Origin of the sequence: Paenarthrobacter sp. OM7 (genome assembly GCF_029873575.1) — a bacterium.
In the GTDB taxonomy this organism is placed as follows: Bacteria; Actinomycetota; Actinomycetes; order Actinomycetales; family Micrococcaceae; genus Arthrobacter.
On the sequence record NZ_CP123579.1, the window covers coordinates 4,076,629 to 4,095,531 of the forward strand.

Below are 18,903 nucleotides of genomic sequence, written 5' to 3' on the forward strand. Positions count from 1 at the left end.
TGCCACGGTCACGGCAGGGGCCCGCTTTTTGCTGCTACCGCGCCCTCCGTTTTGTGTCGGCTGTGAGTCGCGGAAGGAGCCGGTGAGATAGAAGGTACACAGCTGAAACATTGCGTCGATGGGAGGAAACAATGGGCACCTACGCTGGTTTTACCTGAACAAAGGCGTTCACCAAGCCACTGAAAGGACACCACCATGATGCTCTTGAAGACCCTTAACTTTTTCCTCGATGCCAGCGGCACCCACAGCGGCCCCACCGGCGATTCCAGCCCCGAGCACTACCCCGTTTTCGCCACCGAGCGCCTGACCTCCAGCGCCTGGGAAGGCTGGTGGGACGACGCCGACCAAGGCTTCCCTGCGGAAGCCTGAGCTGTCAGGTCAGGAAGCCCGCGCAGCGAGCTGAACCTTGGCCCCCGGCAGGCCGATGAAGGTGACCGAACCGCCGTCGGGCCCTTGCAATTCAAGGCTGATGTTCCGCGATCCTTCGAGGGGTTGCACGGAGCCCACCCGGAAAACCTCACCGCTGATCCGGACGCTGTCCCCATGCCGGATGGCTTTGAGCTTCTTGTTCCTGCCGTCAGCGTTCACCGTTGATTCTCCAATGCGCTATTTCTTCTGCGGTTCGTCGCCGTGGGTTTCACGGATTTCTTCGCCATCCCGGATGACCTGGTCTTCCTTCTCCTGCATCTTGTCGCTCTTCTTGGTATCGCGCGGCGGCAACTGGATGCTTTCTTCAGCTTCAATGCCTCCCTGCAACTGGCGTCCGCGTTCCATCTCGGCATCGAACTCCGCACCGAACAACAGGGACATGTTCAGGATCCAGAGCCACAGCAGCATGATGATGACGCCCGCCAAGGCGCCGTAGGTCTTGTTGTAGTTGCTGAAGTTGGCAACGTAGAAGCCGAAGCCCAGCGACGCAAGGGCGAAGATCACCAAGGCGATCAGGGAGCCCATGCTCATCCACCGGAACTTGGGCTGCTTGACGTTGGGAGTGAAGTAGTACAGCACCGCAATAATGACGATGACTACCAGAATGAGGACCGGCCATTTGGCGATGTTCCAGACGGTCAGGAAGGTCTCCGACAAACCGATGGCTCCGCCTATGGCTTCTGCAACGGGGCCGCTCAAGACCAGCATGGCCGCTGCGAGTGCCGCACCAACTACCGCAACGATGGTAACGGCGAGCATGGTGCCCCGCAGCTTTATGAAGCCGCGGCCCTCGTCCACTTCATAGACCCGGTTCATGGCCCGGCTGAACGCCGTGGTGTAGCCCGAGGCGGACCAGAGCGCCACCAAAATACCGAAAACCAACGCGAGCCCGGCCGTGTTGGACTGCGTCAGTTCCTCGATCGGCTGGCGCATGGCGTCAACGCCGGGCCCCGGCGCGAACTGTTGGACTATATCCAGCAATGACGACGTCGTCTTGCCGGCATCTCCGAAGATGCCGATCAGGGAAACCAGCGCCAAAAGGGCTGGAAACAGGGAAAGGACTGCGTAATACGTCAGGCCCGCAGCAGCGTCCGGACACTGGTCTTTGCTGAACTCGCGGAGCGTCCGCTTGGCGATGTACATCCACGTGGGTTTGGCCAGGTCATTGGGACTGTCAGGCTTGCGCGAGTCTTCGGGGGAAGGTGCGGTGTGAGCCTTGGCTGTGCTGGTGTGAGCTGAGTCTTGTGTAGTCATGGGGCACTCGTCCGTGGGGTTGGGTTTTCGCGAACAACTGACCCATCAATAGTAAGCATGCTGATGAATCATGCGGAAGAACCCACGCCGAATTACCGCCGGCAAACCCGGACATGACTACGCCAGCTTGCTCGCCAAAAGGAACTCGAACGGCGACTCAATCACAGACCGGATCACTTGGCCGGCAGCGCCCAGGAGCGTGCCGGAATGTTCAAGGCCGGACACGGTCAGGTTTTTCGGGTCCAGCAGCCCAGGCGCGTAGCGATCCAAACTGGCCAGCAACGCCGGCCTCAGCCACTCCCCCAGCAACGCAAAGTGCCCACCGAGGACTATGGCGTCAATATCCATCAAACGGGCTGAGGAGGCGAGCGCGACCCCCAAGTACCGCCCGGCGTCGTGAACTGCCTTCAGTGCGTTCGGATCCTGGGCGGCCAAAGCGGCGAGAAGCTGTTCCGTGCGTTCGGCCAGGGAGCCTTCGGGAATGGTGGCCGCCTCGAAGATGGCCTCCTGGCCGGCGAACGTTTCAAGGCATCCCGCCCCACCGCAGGAACACGCAGGCCCCTCCGGGTGGACCACAATGTGGCCCAGTTCGCCCGCCGATCCTCCGGGCCCCAGGTACAGGTCCGAGCCGATGATGACACCGCCACCCACACCCACTTCACCGGAGACATAGAGAAAGTCGGCAGGGCCGTTGCCGTACCACAGCTCGCCAAGAGCGGCGCTGTTGGCCTCATTGGACAGCCGGACGCCAAGCGGCGCGCCCTTGAGCAACGAGCCCGGGTCCAAGTGCTCGTTCTCCCAATGCAGATTCGGGGCGGAAAGAACGATGTTCCGCCGCTCATCCACCAGGCCAGGGACGGCCAGTCCGCCACCCAAGATGGCGACCTTTTCGGCCGCCGCTGTGGCAACTGCTTCGGACACCAGATCCCGCAGGCGTTCCATGACTTCCCGGGGTGCCATCCCCCGGTTCCATGACTCAACGGTGGTGTGGAAGCGGAGATTGCCACGCAGGTCCACCAGTCCCACGGCCAGGTAGTCAACGTTGATTTCCATCCCCACCACGCCACGGCGTGAGCTGAGTTCCAGCCCTTGGCCGGGCCTTCCCCGCTCGCCATCGCGGTAGAGGCCCACTTCAGATACAAGTCCCGATTCCACCAGATCCGCCACCAGGCTGGAGACCGCCGCCTTGGTGAGCCCCGTGCCGGCCGCGAGCTGCGCGCGGCTGGGCTTCGCATCGCCGGTCCGCGCAATGGAGTCCAGGACCAGCGAAAGATTTCGACGGCGGACATCGCCGACGCGGCCGGGCGCTGCTGACTCGTTCACTGGCGTGGGACTCCCTGCGGATCTGAAAAATTGTTGCTGGCTTCCATTGACCATGATCCACCATCCCCCATATAGTTCAGATTGAAAACTAATTGGAGCGCCTTTCTTCGTCTCCTCCCCCAGTGCTTTGCAAAGGAGCAAAATGACCCCGCAGCCCACCCCGCAGGACCGCTTCACCTTTGGCCTCTGGACTGTCGGTTGGACCGGTGCCGACCCCTTCGGTGTTGCCACGCGCCCAGCCCTGGACCCGGTGGAAGCAGTGCACAAGCTCAGCGAACTTGGTGCATATGGCATCACTTTCCACGACAATGACCTGATTCCTTTTGATGCCAGCGCATCCGAGCGCGACCTCATCCTCAAGAACTTCAAGGCCGCTTTGGCTGAGACCGGCTTGAAGACGCCGATGGTCACCACCAACCTGTTCAGCCACCCCGTCTTCAAGGATGGCGGCTTCACCTCGAACGATCGTTCGATCCGCCGCTTCGCCCTGAGCAAGATCCTGCGCAACATCGACCTCGCCGCCGAGCTTGGCGCCGAAACGTTCGTGATGTGGGGCGGCCGCGAAGGCAGCGAATATGACGGTTCCAAGGACCTGTCGGCAGCACTGGACCGCATGAAGGAAGGCGTGGACACCGCCGCCGGCTACATCAAGGAAAAGGGCTACGAGCTCCGGATTGCGCTGGAACCGAAGCCGAACGAACCCCGCGGCGACATCTTCCTCCCCACCGTTGGACACGGCCTGGCATTCATTGCCCAGCTGGAACACGGCGACATTGTGGGCCTCAACCCCGAGACCGGCCATGAGCAGATGGCGGGGCTGAACTTCACCCACGGCATCGCCCAGGCCCTGTGGGCAGGCAAACTCTTCCACATCGACCTGAACGGCCAGCGCGGCATTAAGTACGACCAAGATCTGGTTTTCGGCCACGGCGACCTCACCAGCGCTTTCTTCACGGTGGACCTGCTGGAGAACGGCTTCCCCAACGGCGGACCCAGGTACGACGGCCCCCGCCACTTCGACTACAAGCCTTCCCGCACCGACGGTTACGACGGCGTCTGGGAATCAGCCAAGTCCAACATGTCCATGTACCTCCTGCTGAAGGAACGCGCCCTCGCTTTCCGTGCAGATCCGGAAGTCCAGGAAGCCCTCGCCACCTCTGGTGTCTTCGAGTTGGGCCAGCCCACCTTGAACGCCGGAGAAACCACCGCTGACCTGCTGGCTGACGCCAGTGCTTTCGAAACGTTCGACGCCGATCACGCCGCCGAGCGCTCGTTCGCCTTCGTCCGCCTCAACCAACTGGCCATCGAGCACTTGCTCGGCGCGCGCTAAATCCCCCCCACCCACCACAGTCCCGTCGCCGGGCCGCCAAACTTCGGTTTGGGGCCCGGCGCCGGGTCGCCGAAGGAACAAACGCATGCCTCTCGTAGCCGGGATCGACAGCTCCACCCAGTCGTGCAAAGTGGTGATCCGGGACTCTGCCACCGGCGCCTTGGTTCGCCAAGGCCGGGCGCCCCATCCAGAGGGCACGGAAGTCCACCCCGATCATTGGTGGACAGCCCTCCAGGAAGCCATCAGGGAGGCAGGCGGACTGGACGACGTGGACGCCGTTTCCGTGGGCGGCCAGCAGCACGGGATGGTGTGCCTGGACGATTCCGGAAACGTTGTACGTCCAGCTCTCCTATGGAACGACACCCGGTCCGCACCTGAGGCGAAAGAGATGATTCTTGAAGCCGGTAATGGCGATGCCACTGCCGGTGCAGAATACTGGGCATCCAGCACCGGAACCGTGCCGGTGGCATCGTTGACTGCCACCAAGCTCCGCTGGCTGGCCAGAAACGAACCAGAGAACGCCCGGCGCACTGCCGCGGTGTGCCTGCCGCACGATTGGCTGTCCTGGCGGCTGGCCGGCCATGGTCCCGGAGACGGACCCGCATTGCTGGAACTCCTGCGCACCGACAGGTCCGACGCTTCAGGTACGGGCTACTTTTCGGCCAGCAACGGCGAGTATCTTCCCGACGTACTCGAAAGCACGCTCGGCCATGTCCCCATCCTGCCTGTAGTGGTCGGACCTTTGGACGTTGCGGGCAAGACGCCTGGCGGCGCTTTGATCGGACCCGGAGCCGGTGACAACGCCGCAGCAGGCCTGGGCGTCAGCGCCGCCGTCGGGGACGTTGTTATCTCCATTGGAACTTCCGGGACCGTGTTCGCGGTGTCGGACGTTCCGGCGCAGGACGTCAGTGGACTGGTTGCCGGTTTCGCCGACGCCACGGGCAACTTCCTTCCCCTCGCCTGCACGCTCAACGCAACACGGGTCTTTGATGCCACAGCTGCTCTCTTGGGGGTGTCTCTCGCGGAACTGGGAACCCTTGCCCTCTCCGCTCCCGAGGGCGCCGATGGGCTTACTTTGGTGCCGTACTTCGAAGGTGAACGGACACCCAACCTGCCTGATGCAACGGGCTCACTCCACGGCATCACGGTCTCCAACTACACGCCGGCCAATCTGGCCCGGGCCGCCGTGGAGGGTGTGCTGTGTTCACTGGCGGACGGGTTGGCTGCGCTGCAGGCGCAGGGCGTCTCCGCTCAGCGCATCATCCTGGTGGGTGGAGGCGCTCAGTCAGAGGCCGTCCAACAGGTGGCTGCTTCGGCCTTTGGACTGCCGGTATTCGTACCCCGGCCCGGCGAGTATGTCGCCGACGGCGCTGCCCGCCAAGCGGCAGGCGTCCTCACGGGCCAGCTCCCTGAATGGCCATTGGATGGCGTGGACGTGAAACCCCGGGAAATCGGCGGGACGGCCCCCTTCCTGACCAGGTATCGCCAGTACGCTGCCACGGCGGCCATGAGGTAATCGTGGCTGTCGGTGCTCTATCGTGACAGGGTGAGCTCAGATCAATCTGCACCAGCCCGTCCGCCTGTCATGGAGGACGTTGCCCGCGTGGCGGGGGTTTCCCACCAGACCGTTTCCCGGGTGCTGAACAACCACCCCAACGTGAGTGCCAAGACCCGCGAGCGCGTTGAGCAAGCCATCACGGAGCTGGGTTATCGCCGAAACACGGCGGCACGCAGCCTGGTGACCCGACGTTCCCAAACCATTGGAGTCCTCGGCAGCGAGATGGCCCAATACGGTCCATCCCACACGCTCCTCGGCGTCCAGCAGGCGGCACGGGATGCGGGCTATTTCGTCAGTGTCGCAGCCCTGCGCGAAGTGACACCCGAGACCATCAAGGACGCCGTCGCCCACTTCATGGATCAGGGCGTTGACGGCATTGTGGTGACCGTGCCCCACCCCGGCACCTTCGATGTCCTGAGGGACATCACCGTTCCAGTGCCCTTGGTGGCCGTAGGCTCAGTCGGCGACGAACACTTGAGCGGCGCCACCGTCGACCAGCGGCAGGGCGCCAAGCTCGCCGTCGAGCACCTCCTTGAGCTAGGCCACCAGAGGATCGGCCATCTTTCCGGGCCGGCCGACTGGATTGACGCCGCTGCCCGTATCGACGGCTGGCACGAGGCACTAAATGAGGCCGGACGTGAACCGGGATCCTTGATCGAAGGCGACTGGAGCGCTGAGTGCGGTTACCGCGAAGGCCTGAAAATCGCCGCCGACCGTTCCCTGACGGCACTGTTCGTGGCCAACGACCAGATGGCCCTCGGCGTCCTGCGGGCATTCAACGAACTTGGCGTCCGGGTTCCGGAGGACATCAGCGTCGTGGGCTTTGACGACCAACCGGAGGCCGCCTACTTCATTCCGCCCTTGACTACCGTGGCGCAGGACTTTGAGGAACTTGGCCAGCGCTGCATCGGGTTGCTCCTGGATCGGCTGGACGGCGGCAGGACCGTCGAGGCTGCCACGGTCCTGCCGCGCCTGGTGGTCCGCTCCACCACGGCGCCCGTCTCCGACTAAGCGCTGGGCGCGCCCTTGCTGTCGAAACGGTCGCGGAATGTAAGGAAGATCACACGCTGAGCAGTAGGGTATGGTCTTATGCGCACCCTCACCTTAAGTCGTGCCGCGGCTGCCGCCGCTCTTGCTGCAGTTCTCGCGGCCTCTCCTATGTCGGCAAATTCCGCGGCTGCCGCGCCTGCAGTGAGTGAGAACATCCTTCTCCACCAAGGCTTGAACTCTATTGCGGTGGATCAGACCACCCACCAGCTTTTCGTCACCAACAGCTGGACCAACACCGTGTCCGTGATTGACGGAACCTCAGAGGTAGCGACCATCCCAGTGGGAGACCGGCCGTGGGACGTGGCCGTGGATTCAACAACGCACACCGCCTATGTGGCCAATATGGATAGCAACGACTTGACTGTCATCAGAGGCAACAAGGTCATTGCTACGATCCCTGTCGGCGCGAGACCCACGTCTGTAGCTGTGAATGCAAAAACGCAATCAGTGTATGTGGCGAACTACATCGGCCGATCAGTTTCCATAATTTCCGGATTGGCCGTAACGGACACCATCCCTATTGATGGCGATCCGGGAAGCGTTGCTGTCGACCCAACAGTTGGTACAGCCTACGTAACGAGTTTCAACAAAGAAACAGTTTCTGTGATCAATGGCTCCTCCGTCACGGCCACCATCCCCATTCCCGGAAATCCCAACTCGGTCGCTGTAGATCCAACCACACACTCCGTGTATGTTGCTGGGCCGTCAAGCAACAACGTCTCCGTCATATCCGGCACAGCTGTTTCCCATGTAATTCCTCTTGGCACTCCACCGGGAGACATTGACGTAGATACCAACACGCACTCCGTCTACGTCACGAATGGGACAATCAACGGCGTTTACGTCATCAATGGAAGCCAAGTGACATCGAAGTTAGCAGTCGGTGCCGAGCCGCGGGGTATAGCGGTCGATTCCAGCAACGGAACCGCCTACGTCGCAAATGCGCAGAGCGGCAGCGTATCGGTCATCCGTGAGGCAGGCTTACCGGTTGCCCCCAAATTCACCCAGCCTGCGGTTGTACCAAGCGGCTCGGTTGATGAAATCTACTCGCATGTGCTGGCGGCTACCGGCTCACCCGCTCCACGCTTCGCGGTCGCCAGTGGTTCGCTGCCGCCAGGCCTAAGCTTGGATGCATCCACGGGTTTGCTCTCGGGAACTCTTAGCGTAAAAGGCGTTTATTCCTTCAGGGTCACCGCCAGCAACGGGGTAGGGCCCGACGCCGTATCAGCGCCGTTCGTGATTACCGTGGCGGCAACGCCGCCAGCAAGAGACTTCAACGGAGACGATAAGTCCGACGTCTTGGCGCGGGATACGGATGGTCAGCTCTGGCTGTACGCCGGAAATGGCACGGGTGGCTGGGAACAAAGGAGCCAGGTCGGTCAGGGCTGGAATTCGATGAATGCCATCATCAGCCCGGGCGACTTCAATGGAAACGGCTGGCCTGACCTTATGGCCCGCGATGCAATGGGTAACCTCTGGCAATACGGAGGAACGGGTAGTGGGTTGGCCACTCCTTGGCCTGCAGGCACGGGCTGGAACATCATGACCGCACTGGTAACCCCGGGAGATTTTGACGCCGACGGCTCGGTCGATGTTTTGGCTCGTGACGGAGACGGAAGACTGTGGCTCTATCCCGGCGATAACAACTATTTTTGGAAGGCGCGCTCCCAGGTCGGTCAAGGCTGGAACGTCATGACGTCGATTACCGGCACAGGCGACTTCAACGGTGACAGCCACGCGGACGTGCTGGCCCGGGATGGCAGTGGAGTCCTGTGGCTTTACCCTGGCAATGGCAACGGTGGGTGGAAGGCGCGCGTGCAGGTCGGCTCAGGCTGGAACATCATGAACTCAATCACCAGCCCAGGAGACTTCAACGGCGACGGTAACGTCGACGTTCTGGGTCGAGACGCTGCTGGCTACCTCTGGCTCTACCCCGGCAACGGCCAAGGCGGATGGAAGGCCCGCGTTCAAGTCGGCCAAGGCTGGAATGTGATGACTGCCTTGATCTAAGGCTTACCTCGAAGATCAATCAACACCGGAGCTGACCGGATGGCTTCCTTGCCGTGTTTTCATAACACCAAGGAACCCATCCGGTCCTTTCGTATGCCCGCTCTTGACATCAAAGTTGTGAGCGCTAACAATTGCATCAGACCTTCTTCACTTTTCCACCCCGACCCCCGGCAATGAGGCCCTGGCCAGCCGGATGGAGACCCCATGAATACCTCTGAATTCCTCCCGCTGGACGAGCAGTTCGTCATTGGCGTGGACTATGGCACTTTGTCCGGGCGCGCCGTCGTCGTCCGTGTATCGGACGGGGCAGAACTTGGCAGCGGCGTGTTCGAATATCCGCACGCCGTCGTGACGGAAACCCTCCCCGGCAGCAGCCAACGACTCCCGGCCGATTGGGCGCTTCAGGTCCCCAACGACTACCGCGACGTCCTGCGCAATGCTGTCCCGGCCGCCGTCGCCGACGCCGGAATCAATCCGGCCAAGGTGGTGGGCATCGCCACCGACTTCACCGCCTGCACCATGGTTCCGACGACGGCGGACGGCACGCCGCTGAACGAACTGGAACGCTTCGCTGACCGGCCGCACGCTTTCGTGAAGCTGTGGCGCCACCACGCAGCCCAGCCGCAGGCTGACCGCATCAACAAGCTCGCTGAAGAACGCGGCGAGTCCTGGCTTCCCCGCTACGGCGGCATGATCTCCTCGGAGTGGGAGTTTGCCAAGGGTCTGCAGCTCCTTGAAGAGGATCCCGAGGTCTACGGCGCCATGGACCACTGGGTTGAGGCAGCGGACTGGATCGTCTGGCAGCTCTGCGGCAGCTACGTCCGCAACGCCTGCACCGCCGGCTACAAGGGCATCTACCAGGATGGAAAGTACCCGTCCGAGGACTTCCTGGCAGCATTGAACCCCGGGTTCAAGGGGTTCGTGTCCGAAAAGCTGGAACACACCATCGGCCGTTTGGGCGACGCTGCAGGTTATCTGACCGAGGAAGCGGCTGGCTGGACCGGGCTTCCGGCCGGGATCGCAGTGGCCGTGGGAAATGTTGACGCCCACGTCAGCGCCCCGGCCGCGAACGCCGTGGAACCAGGACAGCTCGTAGCCATCATGGGAACGTCCACGTGCCACGTCATGAACGGCGACGTGTTGCGCGAAGTCCCCGGCATGTGCGGAGTCGTGGATGGCGGCATCGTGGACGGCCTCTGGGGTTACGAAGCAGGCCAGTCCGGAGTTGGCGACATCTTCGGTTGGTTCACCAAGAACGGCGTCCCGCCGGAGTACCACCAGGCCGCCACAGACAAGGGGCTGGGTATCCACGAGTACCTGACCGAACTCGCGGAGAAGCAGGCGATCGGCGAGCACGGCCTGATCGCGTTGGACTGGCATTCGGGCAACCGCTCAGTGCTGGTGGACCACGAGCTCTCCGGCGTGGTGGTGGGCCAGACCTTGGCTACCAAGCCTGAGGACACCTACAGGGCGTTGCTGGAAGCCACCGCTTTTGGCACCCGCACCATCGTGGACGCGTTCCGCGATTCGGGTGTTCCGGTCAAGGAATTCATCGTGGCCGGCGGGCTTTTGAAGAACACATTCCTGATGCAGGTCTACGCCGACATCACTGGCCTGCAGCTCTCCACCATCGGTTCCGAGCAAGGTCCCGCGCTGGGCTCGGCGATCCACGCAGCTGTCGCAGCCGGGAAATACAAAGACATCCGCGAAGCCGCAGCCTCCATGGCAGCAGCTCCCGGCGCGGTCTACACACCCATCCCTGAAAACGTGGCGGCCTACGAGGTCCTCTTCCAGGAATACAAAACCCTGCACGACTACTTCGGCCGCGGCACCAACAACGTCATGCACCGCCTCAAAGCCATCCAACGCGCCGCGATCCAGGGCTCCTCACACAATGGCCCAGCGGCCCAGGCCAGCACTTTGGAAGGAGCCTCCGCATGAGCACCCTCCTGGAAGCCATTGCGCGAGTTCGCAGGGAGGTCTGCGAGCTGCATGCAGAACTGACCCGCTACGAACTGGTGGTCTGGACGGCCGGCAATGTCTCGGGCCGGATCCCCGGGCACGACCTCATGGTCATCAAGCCATCGGGCGTTTCCTACGATGACCTCACGCCAGAGCTTATGGTGGTCACGGACCTCCATGGCACCCCGGTCCGGGGCATGAACACCGGAAGTGCCGGAACCGTGGACTGGGGCAACCCGGACCTCTCGCCGTCCTCCGACACCGCTGCCCACGCCTACGTCTACAGGCACATGCCAGAGGTAGGCGGCGTTGTCCACACACACTCCACCTACGCCACGGCCTGGGCTGCGCGCGGCGAAGAAATCCCCTGCGTACTGACCATGATGGGCGACGAATTCGGCGGATCCATTCCCGTGGGGCCGTTCGCGTTGATCGGAGACGACTCCATCGGCCAAGGCATCGTGGAAACCCTCAAGAACTCCAACTCCCCCGCGGTCCTGATGCAGAACCATGGGCCGTTCACCATCGGCAAGACCGCCCGCGAGGCCGTTAAGGCAGCGGTGATGTGTGAGGAAGTGGCCCGGACAGTCCATATCTCCCGCCAACTCGGTGAGCCACTGCCCATCGACCAGGCCAAGATCGAGTCCCTCTACGACCGATACCAGAACGTTTACGGCCGCTGACGCGGTCAACCAGAAGCCACCTCGAAAACCCAAGAGCATCCAGGAGCCACCACAATGCCCAGCGCCAACACCACATCCGCCAACACCACGTCCCTGGGTCAGTACGAGGTCTGGTTCCTCACCGGCAGCCAGCACCTCTACGGCGAGGATGTCCTCAAGCAGGTGGCAGCGCAGTCGCAGGAGATTGCCAACGCCCTGAACGCCAGCAGCGACGTCCCGGTCAAGCTCGTCTGGAAGCCGGTCCTCACCGATTCCGATTCCATACGACGCACCGCCCTGGAAGCCAACTCAAACGACTCCGTGATCGGTGTGACCGCCTGGATGCATACGTTCAGCCCGGCCAAGATGTGGATCCAAGGTCTGGACGCGCTCCGCAAGCCGTTGCTGCACCTGCACACGCAGGCCAACAGGGACCTTCCCTGGGCCGACATCGATTTCGACTTCATGAACCTGAACCAGGCAGCCCATGGCGACCGGGAATTCGGATACATCCAGTCACGCCTCGGCGTGCCGCGGAAGACCGTCGTCGGGCATGTTTCCAATCCTGAGGTTGCCCGCCAAGTGGGGGCCTGGCAGCGCGCCTCGGCCGGCTGGGCCGCCGTCCGCACGCTGAAGCTGACCCGATTCGGCGACAACATGCGCAACGTCGCGGTCACCGAGGGCGACAAGACCGAAGCCGAGCTGCGCTTCGGCGTCTCGGTGAACACCTGGTCCGTGAACGAGCTCGCCGAGGCTGTCCACGCTGCCGCAGAGTCCGACGTCGACGCCTTGGTTGCCGAGTACGAGCGCCTCTATGAGGTGGCTGACGAGCTGAAGACCGGCGGCGACCGCCACGAGTCGCTGCGGTACAGCGCCAAGATCGAACTGGGCCTCCGCAGCTTCCTGGAAGCCAACGGTTCTGCAGCGTTCACCACGTCCTTCGAAGACCTGGGCGAACTGCGCCAACTCCCCGGCATGGCTGTCCAGCGCCTCATGGCCGACGGTTACGGCTTCGGCGCCGAGGGCGACTGGAAGACCGCCATCCTGGTACGCGCCGCCAAGGTCATGGGTGGCGACCTGCCCGGAGGCGCGTCGCTCATGGAGGACTACACATACCACCTGGAACCGGGCAGCGAGAAGATCCTGGGCGCCCACATGCTGGAGGTCTGCCCGTCGCTGACCGCCTCAAAGCCGCGCGTTGAAATCCACCCGCTGGGAATCGGCGGCAAGGAAGACCCCGTCCGCATGGTGTTCGACACCGACGCCGGTCCCGGCATCGTGGTTGCGCTCTCCGACATGCGTGATCGGTTCCGCCTGGTGGCCAACGTGGTGGACGTCGTCGACCTCGACCAGCCGCTGCCCAACCTGCCGGTGGCCCGTGCGCTGTGGGAGCCGAAACCCAACTTCTCCACGTCTGCCGCCGCGTGGCTCACCGCCGGAGCGGCGCACCACACGGTATTGTCCACGCAGGTGGGCCTGGACGTGTTCGAGGACTTCGCCGAAATCGCCAAGACCGAACTCCTCACCATCGACGAAAGCACCACCATCAAACAGTTCAAGAAAGAGCTCAATTGGAACGCCGCATACTACAAGCTGGCCGGCGGCCTGTGAGCACTGAATTCACGCTGAGCGCGGGCGGTTACACGGCAGTTGTCACCGCCCGCGCGGCCGCGCTGCGCATCCTGCAGTTTGAAGGCCGGGACCTCGTGGTCCCGTTTCCTGAGGGCGGCCCCATCCCGGATTACCGCGGCATCATTGCCGCGCCGTGGCCCAACAGGATTGCTGACGGCAAGTACAGCTTCGACGGCGTCGAGCATCACTTGCCGGTCAACGAACCTGAGCGGGAAACAGCGCTGCACGGCCTCGCCTTCCCGCTCGACTGGACGTTGAAAGAGTCCGACGCCGGTTCGCTCACCTTGACGTGCACGGTGGGGCCAACGGCGGGCTACCCCTTCGTGCTGGAACTTGAGGCGCAGTACACGCTGGACGACGCCGGGCTTCACACCTCGGTCACAGCCCGCAACGCCGCCGACGTCGCCGCTCCCTACGGCGTGTGCCCGCACCCTTACCTGGTGGCAGGTTCCTCACCGCTGGATGAGTGGCTTCTCGAGTTTTCAGCCGACTCTTTCCTGGATGTCACCCCGGACAGGCTCCTGCCCATTGGCGTCCTGCCAGTTGACGGCCACGCTTTCGACTTCCGTTCAGCGCGCGCCATCGGCAGCACCGAAATCGACCACGCCTTCACCGGAATAACGTTCGACGGCGGGCTGGCGCGGCTTTCCGTGCGGGACCCGGCGGGCACCGGCGTCGGAATGTCGTGGGACGAAAGCTGCCCGTGGCTGCAGATCCACACGGCTGACAAGCCGGAACCGATCCCGGGCCGGATCGGCCTTGCCGTGGAACCCATGACCTGTCCTCCGGATGCCTTCAACAGCGGCACGGACCTGATCCGACTGGAACCTGGCGCGTCCCACAAGGCGTCCTGGAGCATGTACGCCCTGTAGCTACCCCAACTAAGTCGCAGTCAGGCGCCTTTTGAGCGGTCAGAATGCGCTTAAATGCGACTCAGTTGGGTGAACCGGCCGTGCTTTGGCGAACCACCAATTCCGGAGTGAACACCACTGCCCGGTGCTTGGTCCCGCCGTTGTCCTGCTCCTCGGCGAGCAACTCGATCGCCGTCCGGCCCAGCGCCTCGGTGGGCTGCCGGATGGAAGACAGCGGCACCACTGCGGAGACGGCGAAGTCGATGTCGTCGTAACCAATGAGCGCGATGTCCTCGGGAATTTTCACCGTGCGCAACATGGTCAGCGACTGCATGACGCCGAGCGCCAGAAGGTCGTTGGAGCAGAAAACCGCCTCAGGCCGAAGCTCCGGGGCGCGTTCCACCAGGCCGTTACCCACCTGTCGGCCTGCAAGGACGGTCTGCCCGGCGGAGTCCAGCACCTCAACGCTGGCCCCCGGCACCTCGGCCACGGCACGCTGTGCGCCCTTGAGCCGGCTCGCCACCTGGCGGATGGAGGGCGTGCCAACAAAAGCCAGACGACGGCGGCCCAGCTCCAACAGGTGCTTGGCGGCCAGATACCCGCCTTCCTGGTCATCCACGGACACTGAGCTGCAACGATCGGTGTCTGCAAGTTCGTCCACCAACACAGTGGGGACGCCGCGTTCGCGCAGGGTGTCGATGCGCTCCCGCACATCACCCACGGGGGAGATGAGCAGGCCCTGGACGCGCTGCTCCTGGAAAAGGTCCATGTAATGCGCTTCGCGGGAGGAGTCCTGCCCGCTGTCACCCACCAGCACCACACTCCCAAGCGCCGTAGCTGCATCTTCCGCGGCACGGGCCACCGAGGAGAAGAAGGGGTTTCCCACGTCCAGCACAATCAGGCCGATGGTCCTGCTCTGCCCGGCGCGGAGCTGGCGGGCGGCGTCATTGCGCACAAAGCCCAGTTCCGCGATGGACTTGAGGACACGTTCCTTGGTTCGTTGCGACACACGATCCGGATAGTTGAGCACATTGGAAACAGTTCCCACTGCTACCTGGGCGTGGGTTGCAACGTCTTTGATGCTGGCTGTCTGGGACATGCTTTCCGATCTCCGTTGGCTGACGTCAATGTGCTGGAAACGCCTTGACACCCTCCCGTTTCCGAGGGTAATTTGAATCGTAACAAATGAAACGATTCAAAGACGAGTGCCCTGGAGAACCGCACATGAGGGTTTGTTTCCGCTCTTCAGTCCAGCCGGAACTGATGACCGAGTACAAGCAGCGCCACGCCGCCGTATGGCCGGAGATGCTGTCCGCACTGAAAGAAGCAGGGTGGAACAACTACTCGCTGTTCCTCGCTCCGGACGGCCAACTCATCGGCTATTTGGAATGCGAAGACTACGAGGCAGCCCAGGCCCGCATGGCGCTCACCAAGGTCAACGCCCGCTGGCAGGCGGAAATGGCAACCCTCTTCGCGAACAGTGACGTCCCGCCGGACCAGGGTTTTGAAATCGTCGAAGAAGTTTTCAACCTCGAAGACCAGCTTGCGGCCGTGGGCATCGTCACAGATACGCCCGGTGCCACACACATAGACAAAGACCCAGCCAAGCAAAAGGAACAAGCATGAACACCACAGAATCGGCCCTGGGCCGTCTGGGAGAACTGGCCATTGAAGTGCCGTCCTGGGCCTACGGAAATTCCGGGACCCGGTTCAAGGTCTTCGGCACCCCGGGTACTCCACGCACCGTCCAGGAAAAGATCGCCGACGCCGCCAAGGTCCACGAGCTCACCGGGCTGGCCCCCACTGTGGCCCTGCACATTCCGTGGGACAAAGTGGATGACTACGCAGCACTGCGTGAGTACGCTGCGGGGCTGGGCGTTGGACTGGGCACTATCAACTCCAACACTTTCCAGGATGACGAGTACAAGTTCGGCTCCCTGACCTCCTCCAACGAGTCCGTCCGTCGCCGCGCCATCGATCACCACCTGGAATGCATTGAGATTATGCACGCCACCGGTTCCCAGGATCTGAAGATCTGGCTGGCCGACGGCACCAACTACCCGGGCCAGGACGATATCCGTGGCCGTCAGGACCGACTGGCGGAGTCACTCCAGGAGATCTACGCAGGCCTCGGCGACGAGCAGCGCCTGGTTCTTGAGTACAAGTTCTTCGAGCCCGCTTTTTACCACACCGATGTTCCGGACTGGGGTACCTCGTACGCGCAGACCCTCGCCCTGGGTGAGAAGGCGTTCGTTTGCCTGGATACCGGCCACCACGCCCCGGGCACCAACATCGAGTTCATCGTGATGCAGCTCCTGCGGCTGGGCAAGCTGGGTTCGTTCGACTTCAACTCCCGCTTCTACGCCGACGATGACCTGATCGTGGGCGCGGCTGATCCGTTCCAGCTGTTCCGCATCATGCACGAGGTCATCCGTGGCGGCGGTTTCGGCAAGGATTCCGGTGTCGCCCTGATGCTGGACCAGTGCCACAACCTTGAAGAGAAGATCCCGGGCCAGATCCGCTCGGTGCTCAACGTCCAGGAAATGACGGCCCGCGCGTTGCTCGTGGACACCGCAGCACTCTCCGAAGCCCAGCGTGCCGGGGATGTCCTGGCCGCGAACGGCATCTTCAACGATGCCTTCTACACCGATGTCCGCCCGGTCCTGGCCGAGTGGCGCGAATCCCGCGGCCTGCCCGCCGACCCGATGGCCGCCTACAAGGCAAGCGGATACCAGAAGAAGATCAACGAGGACCGCGCAGGCGGCCAGCAAGCCGGATGGGGCGCATAAGCATGACCATGCCAGAGACCAACGCAACTGTTGAAGAACTGATCTCCCGCTCCAACCGCCTGGGTGCGGATAAGCGGAACACCAACTTCGCCGGCGGCAACACCTCCGCCAAGGGCACTGAGAAGGATCCGGTGACGGGTCAGGACGTAGAGCTTCTTTGGGTCAAGGGCTCCGGCGGCGACCTCGGCACCCTGAAGGCGGAGAACCTCGCAGTACTCCGGCTGGACCGGCTGCAGGCGCTCAAGTCCGTTTACCCCGGCGTCGAGCGTGAAGACGAGATGGTGGCCGCGTTCGACTACTGCCTGCATGGCAAGGGCGGCGCTGCGCCATCCATCGATACCGCCATGCACGGCCTCGTCGATGCTGCGCACGTTGACCACCTGCACCCGGACTCGGGCATCGCCATAGCTACCGCGGTGGACGGCGAAGCGCTGACCTCCAAGGTGTTCGGCGACAAAGTGGTCTGGGTTCCCTGGCGCCGTCCCGGTTTCCAGCTCGGCTTGGACATCGCGGCGATCAAGGAAGCCAACCCGCAGGCCATCGGCACCATCCTGGGTGGCCACGGCATCACGGCGTGGGGCGCCACCAGCGAAGAAGCCGAAAGGAACTCGCTCTGGATCATTGACCAGGCCGAGGCCTACATCAAGGACAACGGCAAGGCTGAGCCCTTCGGCGCCGCGCTCCCCGGCTACAGCGCCCTCCCGGAGGCTGAGCGTAAAGCCAAGGCGGCCGCCCTGGCTCCCGTGATCCGCGGCCTGGCCTCCACGGACAAACCGCAGCTGGGGCACTTCAGCGATGACGCCGTCGTCCTTGAATTCCTTGCTTCGGAAGAGCACCCGCGCCTCGGCGCTTTGGGTACGTCCTGCCCGGACCACTTCCTGCGCACTAAGGTCAAGCCGCTGGTCCTGGACCTGCCGGCCGACGCCCCGCTGGAACAGGCAGTCAACCGCTTGAAGGAACTGCACGCGGCCTACCGCGAGGATTACCAGGCCTACTACGACCGCCACGCCGACGAGAACAGCCCGGCATTGCGCGGCGCTGACCCGGCCATCGTGCTGGTCCCGGGCGTGGGCATGTTCTCCTTCGGCAAGGACAAGCAGACCGCCCGCGTGGCCGGCGAGTTCTACCTCAATGCCATCAACGTCATGCGCGGCGCCGAAGCCATCTCCACCTACGCCCCGATCGAGGAATCCGAGAAATTCCGCATCGAGTACTGGGCGTTGGAAGAAGCCAAGCTCGCCCGCATGCCGAAGCCGAAGTCGCACGCCACCCGCATCGCACTGGTGACCGGTGCGGCGTCGGGCATTGGCAAGGCGATCGCCACGCGTTTGGCGTCCGACGGCGCGTGCGTAGTGATTGCCGACCTGAACCTTGAGAACGCACAAAAGGTCGCCGAGGAACTGGGCGGTACCGACGTCGCCATCGGCGTCCAGGCTGACGTCACCGACGAAGCCCAGATCGCCGCTGCCATCCAGGAAGCCGTGCTCGCGTTCGGCGGCCTTGACCTGGTGGTCAACAATGCCGGCTTGTCCATCTCCAAGCCGTTGTTGGAAACCACGGAAAAGGACTGGGACCTGCAGCACAACGTCATGGCCAAGGGCTCGTTCCTGGTCTCCAAGGCCGCGGCCAAGGTCATGATCGATCAGGGTTTGGGCGGAGACATCATCTACATCTCCTCCAAGAACTCGGTCTTCGCCGGCCCGAACAACATCGCGTACTCCGCCACCAAGGCGGACCAGGCGCATCAGGTCCGCCTCCTCGCCGCTGAACTGGGCGAGTACGGTGTCCGCGTCAACGGCATCAACCCCGACGGCGTGGTCCGCGGCTCCGGCATCTTCGCCGGCGGATGGGGCGCCAAGCGCGCAGCCGTGTACGGCGTGGACGAGCAGGAACTGGGCAAGTACTACGCCCAGCGCACGCTCCTCAAGCGCGAAGTCCTCCCGGAGCATGTGGCCAACGCGGCGTCCGTGCTGACCAGCAACGAACTCTCGCACACCACCGGCCTCCACATCCCCGTGGACGCCGGCGTCGCGGCAGCATTCCTCCGCTAGGA

General features: G+C 63.1%; 16 protein-coding genes. 12 read left to right on the forward strand and 4 right to left on the reverse strand.

Annotated elements, in window-relative coordinates; translation table 11 throughout:
• Positions 1 to 195: 195 nt before the first annotated feature.
• Positions 196 to 369, forward strand: a complete 174-nt coding sequence (locus QEH68_RS18780; RefSeq protein ID WP_207595196.1) for a hypothetical protein — start codon at positions 196 to 198, stop codon at positions 367 to 369.
• Positions 370 to 378: 9 nt separating this feature from the next.
• Here QEH68_RS18780 and QEH68_RS18785 read toward each other — a convergent pair whose 3' ends face one another.
• The 3 genes from QEH68_RS18785 to QEH68_RS18795 form a co-directional block, all read right to left on the reverse strand.
• The gene (locus QEH68_RS18785; protein WP_089596442.1) at positions 379 to 588 is read right to left on the reverse strand and encodes a hypothetical protein; all 210 of its coding nucleotides are present in this window, start codon (positions 586 to 588) and stop codon (positions 379 to 381) included.
• Positions 589 to 606: 18 nt separating this feature from the next.
• Positions 607 to 1,683: a YihY/virulence factor BrkB family protein gene (locus tag QEH68_RS18790; RefSeq protein ID WP_207595197.1), complete on the reverse strand. Its 1,077-nt coding sequence runs from the start codon at positions 1,681 to 1,683 to the stop codon at positions 607 to 609.
• Positions 1,684 to 1,800: 117 nt separating this feature from the next.
• Positions 1,801 to 3,006, reverse strand: coding sequence for an ROK family transcriptional regulator (locus QEH68_RS18795; RefSeq protein WP_280624075.1), 1,206 nt, complete (start codon positions 3,004 to 3,006; stop codon positions 1,801 to 1,803).
• 142 nt (positions 3,007 to 3,148) lie between these two features.
• On the opposite strand from QEH68_RS18795, the gene xylA reads away from it, so the two are divergent.
• The 8 genes from xylA (at position 3,149) to QEH68_RS18835 (ending at position 14,082) form a co-directional block, all read left to right on the forward strand.
• Positions 3,149 to 4,336, forward strand: coding sequence for a xylose isomerase (gene xylA, locus QEH68_RS18800; protein ID WP_280624077.1), 1,188 nt, complete (start codon positions 3,149 to 3,151; stop codon positions 4,334 to 4,336).
• An 85-nt stretch (positions 4,337 to 4,421) separates the two neighbouring features.
• Positions 4,422 to 5,852 carry a xylulokinase gene (gene xylB / locus QEH68_RS18805; protein WP_280624079.1) on the forward strand — a complete coding sequence of 477 codons (1,431 nt, stop codon included), beginning with the start codon at positions 4,422 to 4,424 and terminating at the stop codon, positions 5,850 to 5,852.
• 69 nt (positions 5,853 to 5,921) lie between these two features.
• Positions 5,922 to 6,905, forward strand: coding sequence for a LacI family DNA-binding transcriptional regulator (locus QEH68_RS18810; protein ID WP_280628047.1), 984 nt, complete (start codon positions 5,922 to 5,924; stop codon positions 6,903 to 6,905).
• Between the two features lie 339 nt (positions 6,906 to 7,244).
• Positions 7,245 to 8,954 (forward strand): FG-GAP-like repeat-containing protein, encoded by a 1,710-nt coding sequence (locus QEH68_RS18815; protein ID WP_280624081.1) that lies wholly within the window; start codon positions 7,245 to 7,247, stop codon positions 8,952 to 8,954.
• 204 nt (positions 8,955 to 9,158) lie between these two features.
• A complete protein-coding gene (araB, locus tag QEH68_RS18820; RefSeq protein ID WP_280624083.1) occupies positions 9,159 to 10,895 on the forward strand; it encodes a ribulokinase in 1,737 nt (578 codons plus the stop codon).
• Positions 10,892 to 11,599: an L-ribulose-5-phosphate 4-epimerase gene (locus QEH68_RS18825; RefSeq protein WP_280624085.1), complete on the forward strand. Its 708-nt coding sequence runs from the start codon at positions 10,892 to 10,894 to the stop codon at positions 11,597 to 11,599. The genes araB and QEH68_RS18825 overlap by 4 nt, the downstream gene beginning before the upstream one ends.
• A gap of 54 nt (positions 11,600 to 11,653) precedes the next feature.
• Positions 11,654 to 13,189 (forward strand): L-arabinose isomerase, encoded by a 1,536-nt coding sequence (gene araA / locus QEH68_RS18830; protein WP_280624087.1) that lies wholly within the window; start codon positions 11,654 to 11,656, stop codon positions 13,187 to 13,189.
• Positions 13,186 to 14,082: an aldose 1-epimerase family protein gene (locus QEH68_RS18835; RefSeq protein WP_280624089.1), complete on the forward strand. Its 897-nt coding sequence runs from the start codon at positions 13,186 to 13,188 to the stop codon at positions 14,080 to 14,082. Before araA ends, QEH68_RS18835 begins: the two co-directional genes overlap by 4 nt.
• A 61-nt stretch (positions 14,083 to 14,143) precedes the next feature.
• On the opposite strand, the gene QEH68_RS18840 is transcribed toward QEH68_RS18835, so the two are convergent.
• Positions 14,144 to 15,160 carry a LacI family DNA-binding transcriptional regulator gene (locus QEH68_RS18840; RefSeq protein ID WP_280624091.1) on the reverse strand — a complete coding sequence of 339 codons (1,017 nt, stop codon included), beginning with the start codon at positions 15,158 to 15,160 and terminating at the stop codon, positions 14,144 to 14,146.
• 125 nt (positions 15,161 to 15,285) lie between these two features.
• Here QEH68_RS18840 and QEH68_RS18845 point away from each other — a divergent pair, with 125 nt between their 5' ends.
• From QEH68_RS18845 to QEH68_RS18855, 3 genes are read left to right on the forward strand one after another with little or no spacing between them, the layout of a single operon-like run.
• On the forward strand, positions 15,286 to 15,687 hold the full coding sequence (locus QEH68_RS18845) for an L-rhamnose mutarotase (RefSeq protein ID WP_207595205.1): 402 nt from the start codon (positions 15,286 to 15,288) through the stop codon (positions 15,685 to 15,687).
• Positions 15,684 to 16,850, forward strand: a complete 1,167-nt coding sequence (gene rhaI, locus QEH68_RS18850; RefSeq protein WP_280624094.1) for an L-rhamnose isomerase — start codon at positions 15,684 to 15,686, stop codon at positions 16,848 to 16,850. The genes QEH68_RS18845 and rhaI overlap by 4 nt, the downstream gene beginning before the upstream one ends.
• An 8-nt stretch (positions 16,851 to 16,858) precedes the next feature.
• Entirely contained in the window at positions 16,859 to 18,901 is a 2,043-nt protein-coding gene (locus tag QEH68_RS18855; RefSeq protein ID WP_280628048.1) for a bifunctional aldolase/short-chain dehydrogenase, read from the forward strand.
• Positions 18,902 to 18,903 lie beyond the last annotated feature (2 nt).

What these genes read in the sequence shown, in the direction of transcription:
- QEH68_RS18780 (WP_207595196.1), top strand. Translation starts at nt 196, where the DNA reads ATGATGCTCTTGAAGACCCTTAACTTTTTCCTCGATGCCAGCGGCACC.
- QEH68_RS18790 (WP_207595197.1), bottom strand. Translation starts at nt 1,683, where the DNA reads ATGACTACACAAGACTCAGCTCACACCAGCACAGCCAAGGCTCACACC.
- xylA (WP_280624077.1), top strand. Translation starts at nt 3,149, where the DNA reads ATGACCCCGCAGCCCACCCCGCAGGACCGCTTCACCTTTGGCCTCTGG.
- xylB (WP_280624079.1), top strand. Translation starts at nt 4,422, where the DNA reads ATGCCTCTCGTAGCCGGGATCGACAGCTCCACCCAGTCGTGCAAAGTG.
- QEH68_RS18810 (WP_280628047.1), top strand. Translation starts at nt 5,922, where the DNA reads ATGGAGGACGTTGCCCGCGTGGCGGGGGTTTCCCACCAGACCGTTTCC.
- araB (WP_280624083.1), top strand. Translation starts at nt 9,159, where the DNA reads ATGAATACCTCTGAATTCCTCCCGCTGGACGAGCAGTTCGTCATTGGC.
- QEH68_RS18825 (WP_280624085.1), top strand. Translation starts at nt 10,892, where the DNA reads ATGAGCACCCTCCTGGAAGCCATTGCGCGAGTTCGCAGGGAGGTCTGC.
- araA (WP_280624087.1), top strand. Translation starts at nt 11,654, where the DNA reads ATGCCCAGCGCCAACACCACATCCGCCAACACCACGTCCCTGGGTCAG.
- QEH68_RS18840 (WP_280624091.1), bottom strand. Translation starts at nt 15,160, where the DNA reads ATGTCCCAGACAGCCAGCATCAAAGACGTTGCAACCCACGCCCAGGTA.
- QEH68_RS18845 (WP_207595205.1), top strand. Translation starts at nt 15,286, where the DNA reads ATGAGGGTTTGTTTCCGCTCTTCAGTCCAGCCGGAACTGATGACCGAG.
- rhaI (WP_280624094.1), top strand. Translation starts at nt 15,684, where the DNA reads ATGAACACCACAGAATCGGCCCTGGGCCGTCTGGGAGAACTGGCCATT.
- QEH68_RS18855 (WP_280628048.1), top strand. Translation starts at nt 16,859, where the DNA reads ATGCCAGAGACCAACGCAACTGTTGAAGAACTGATCTCCCGCTCCAAC.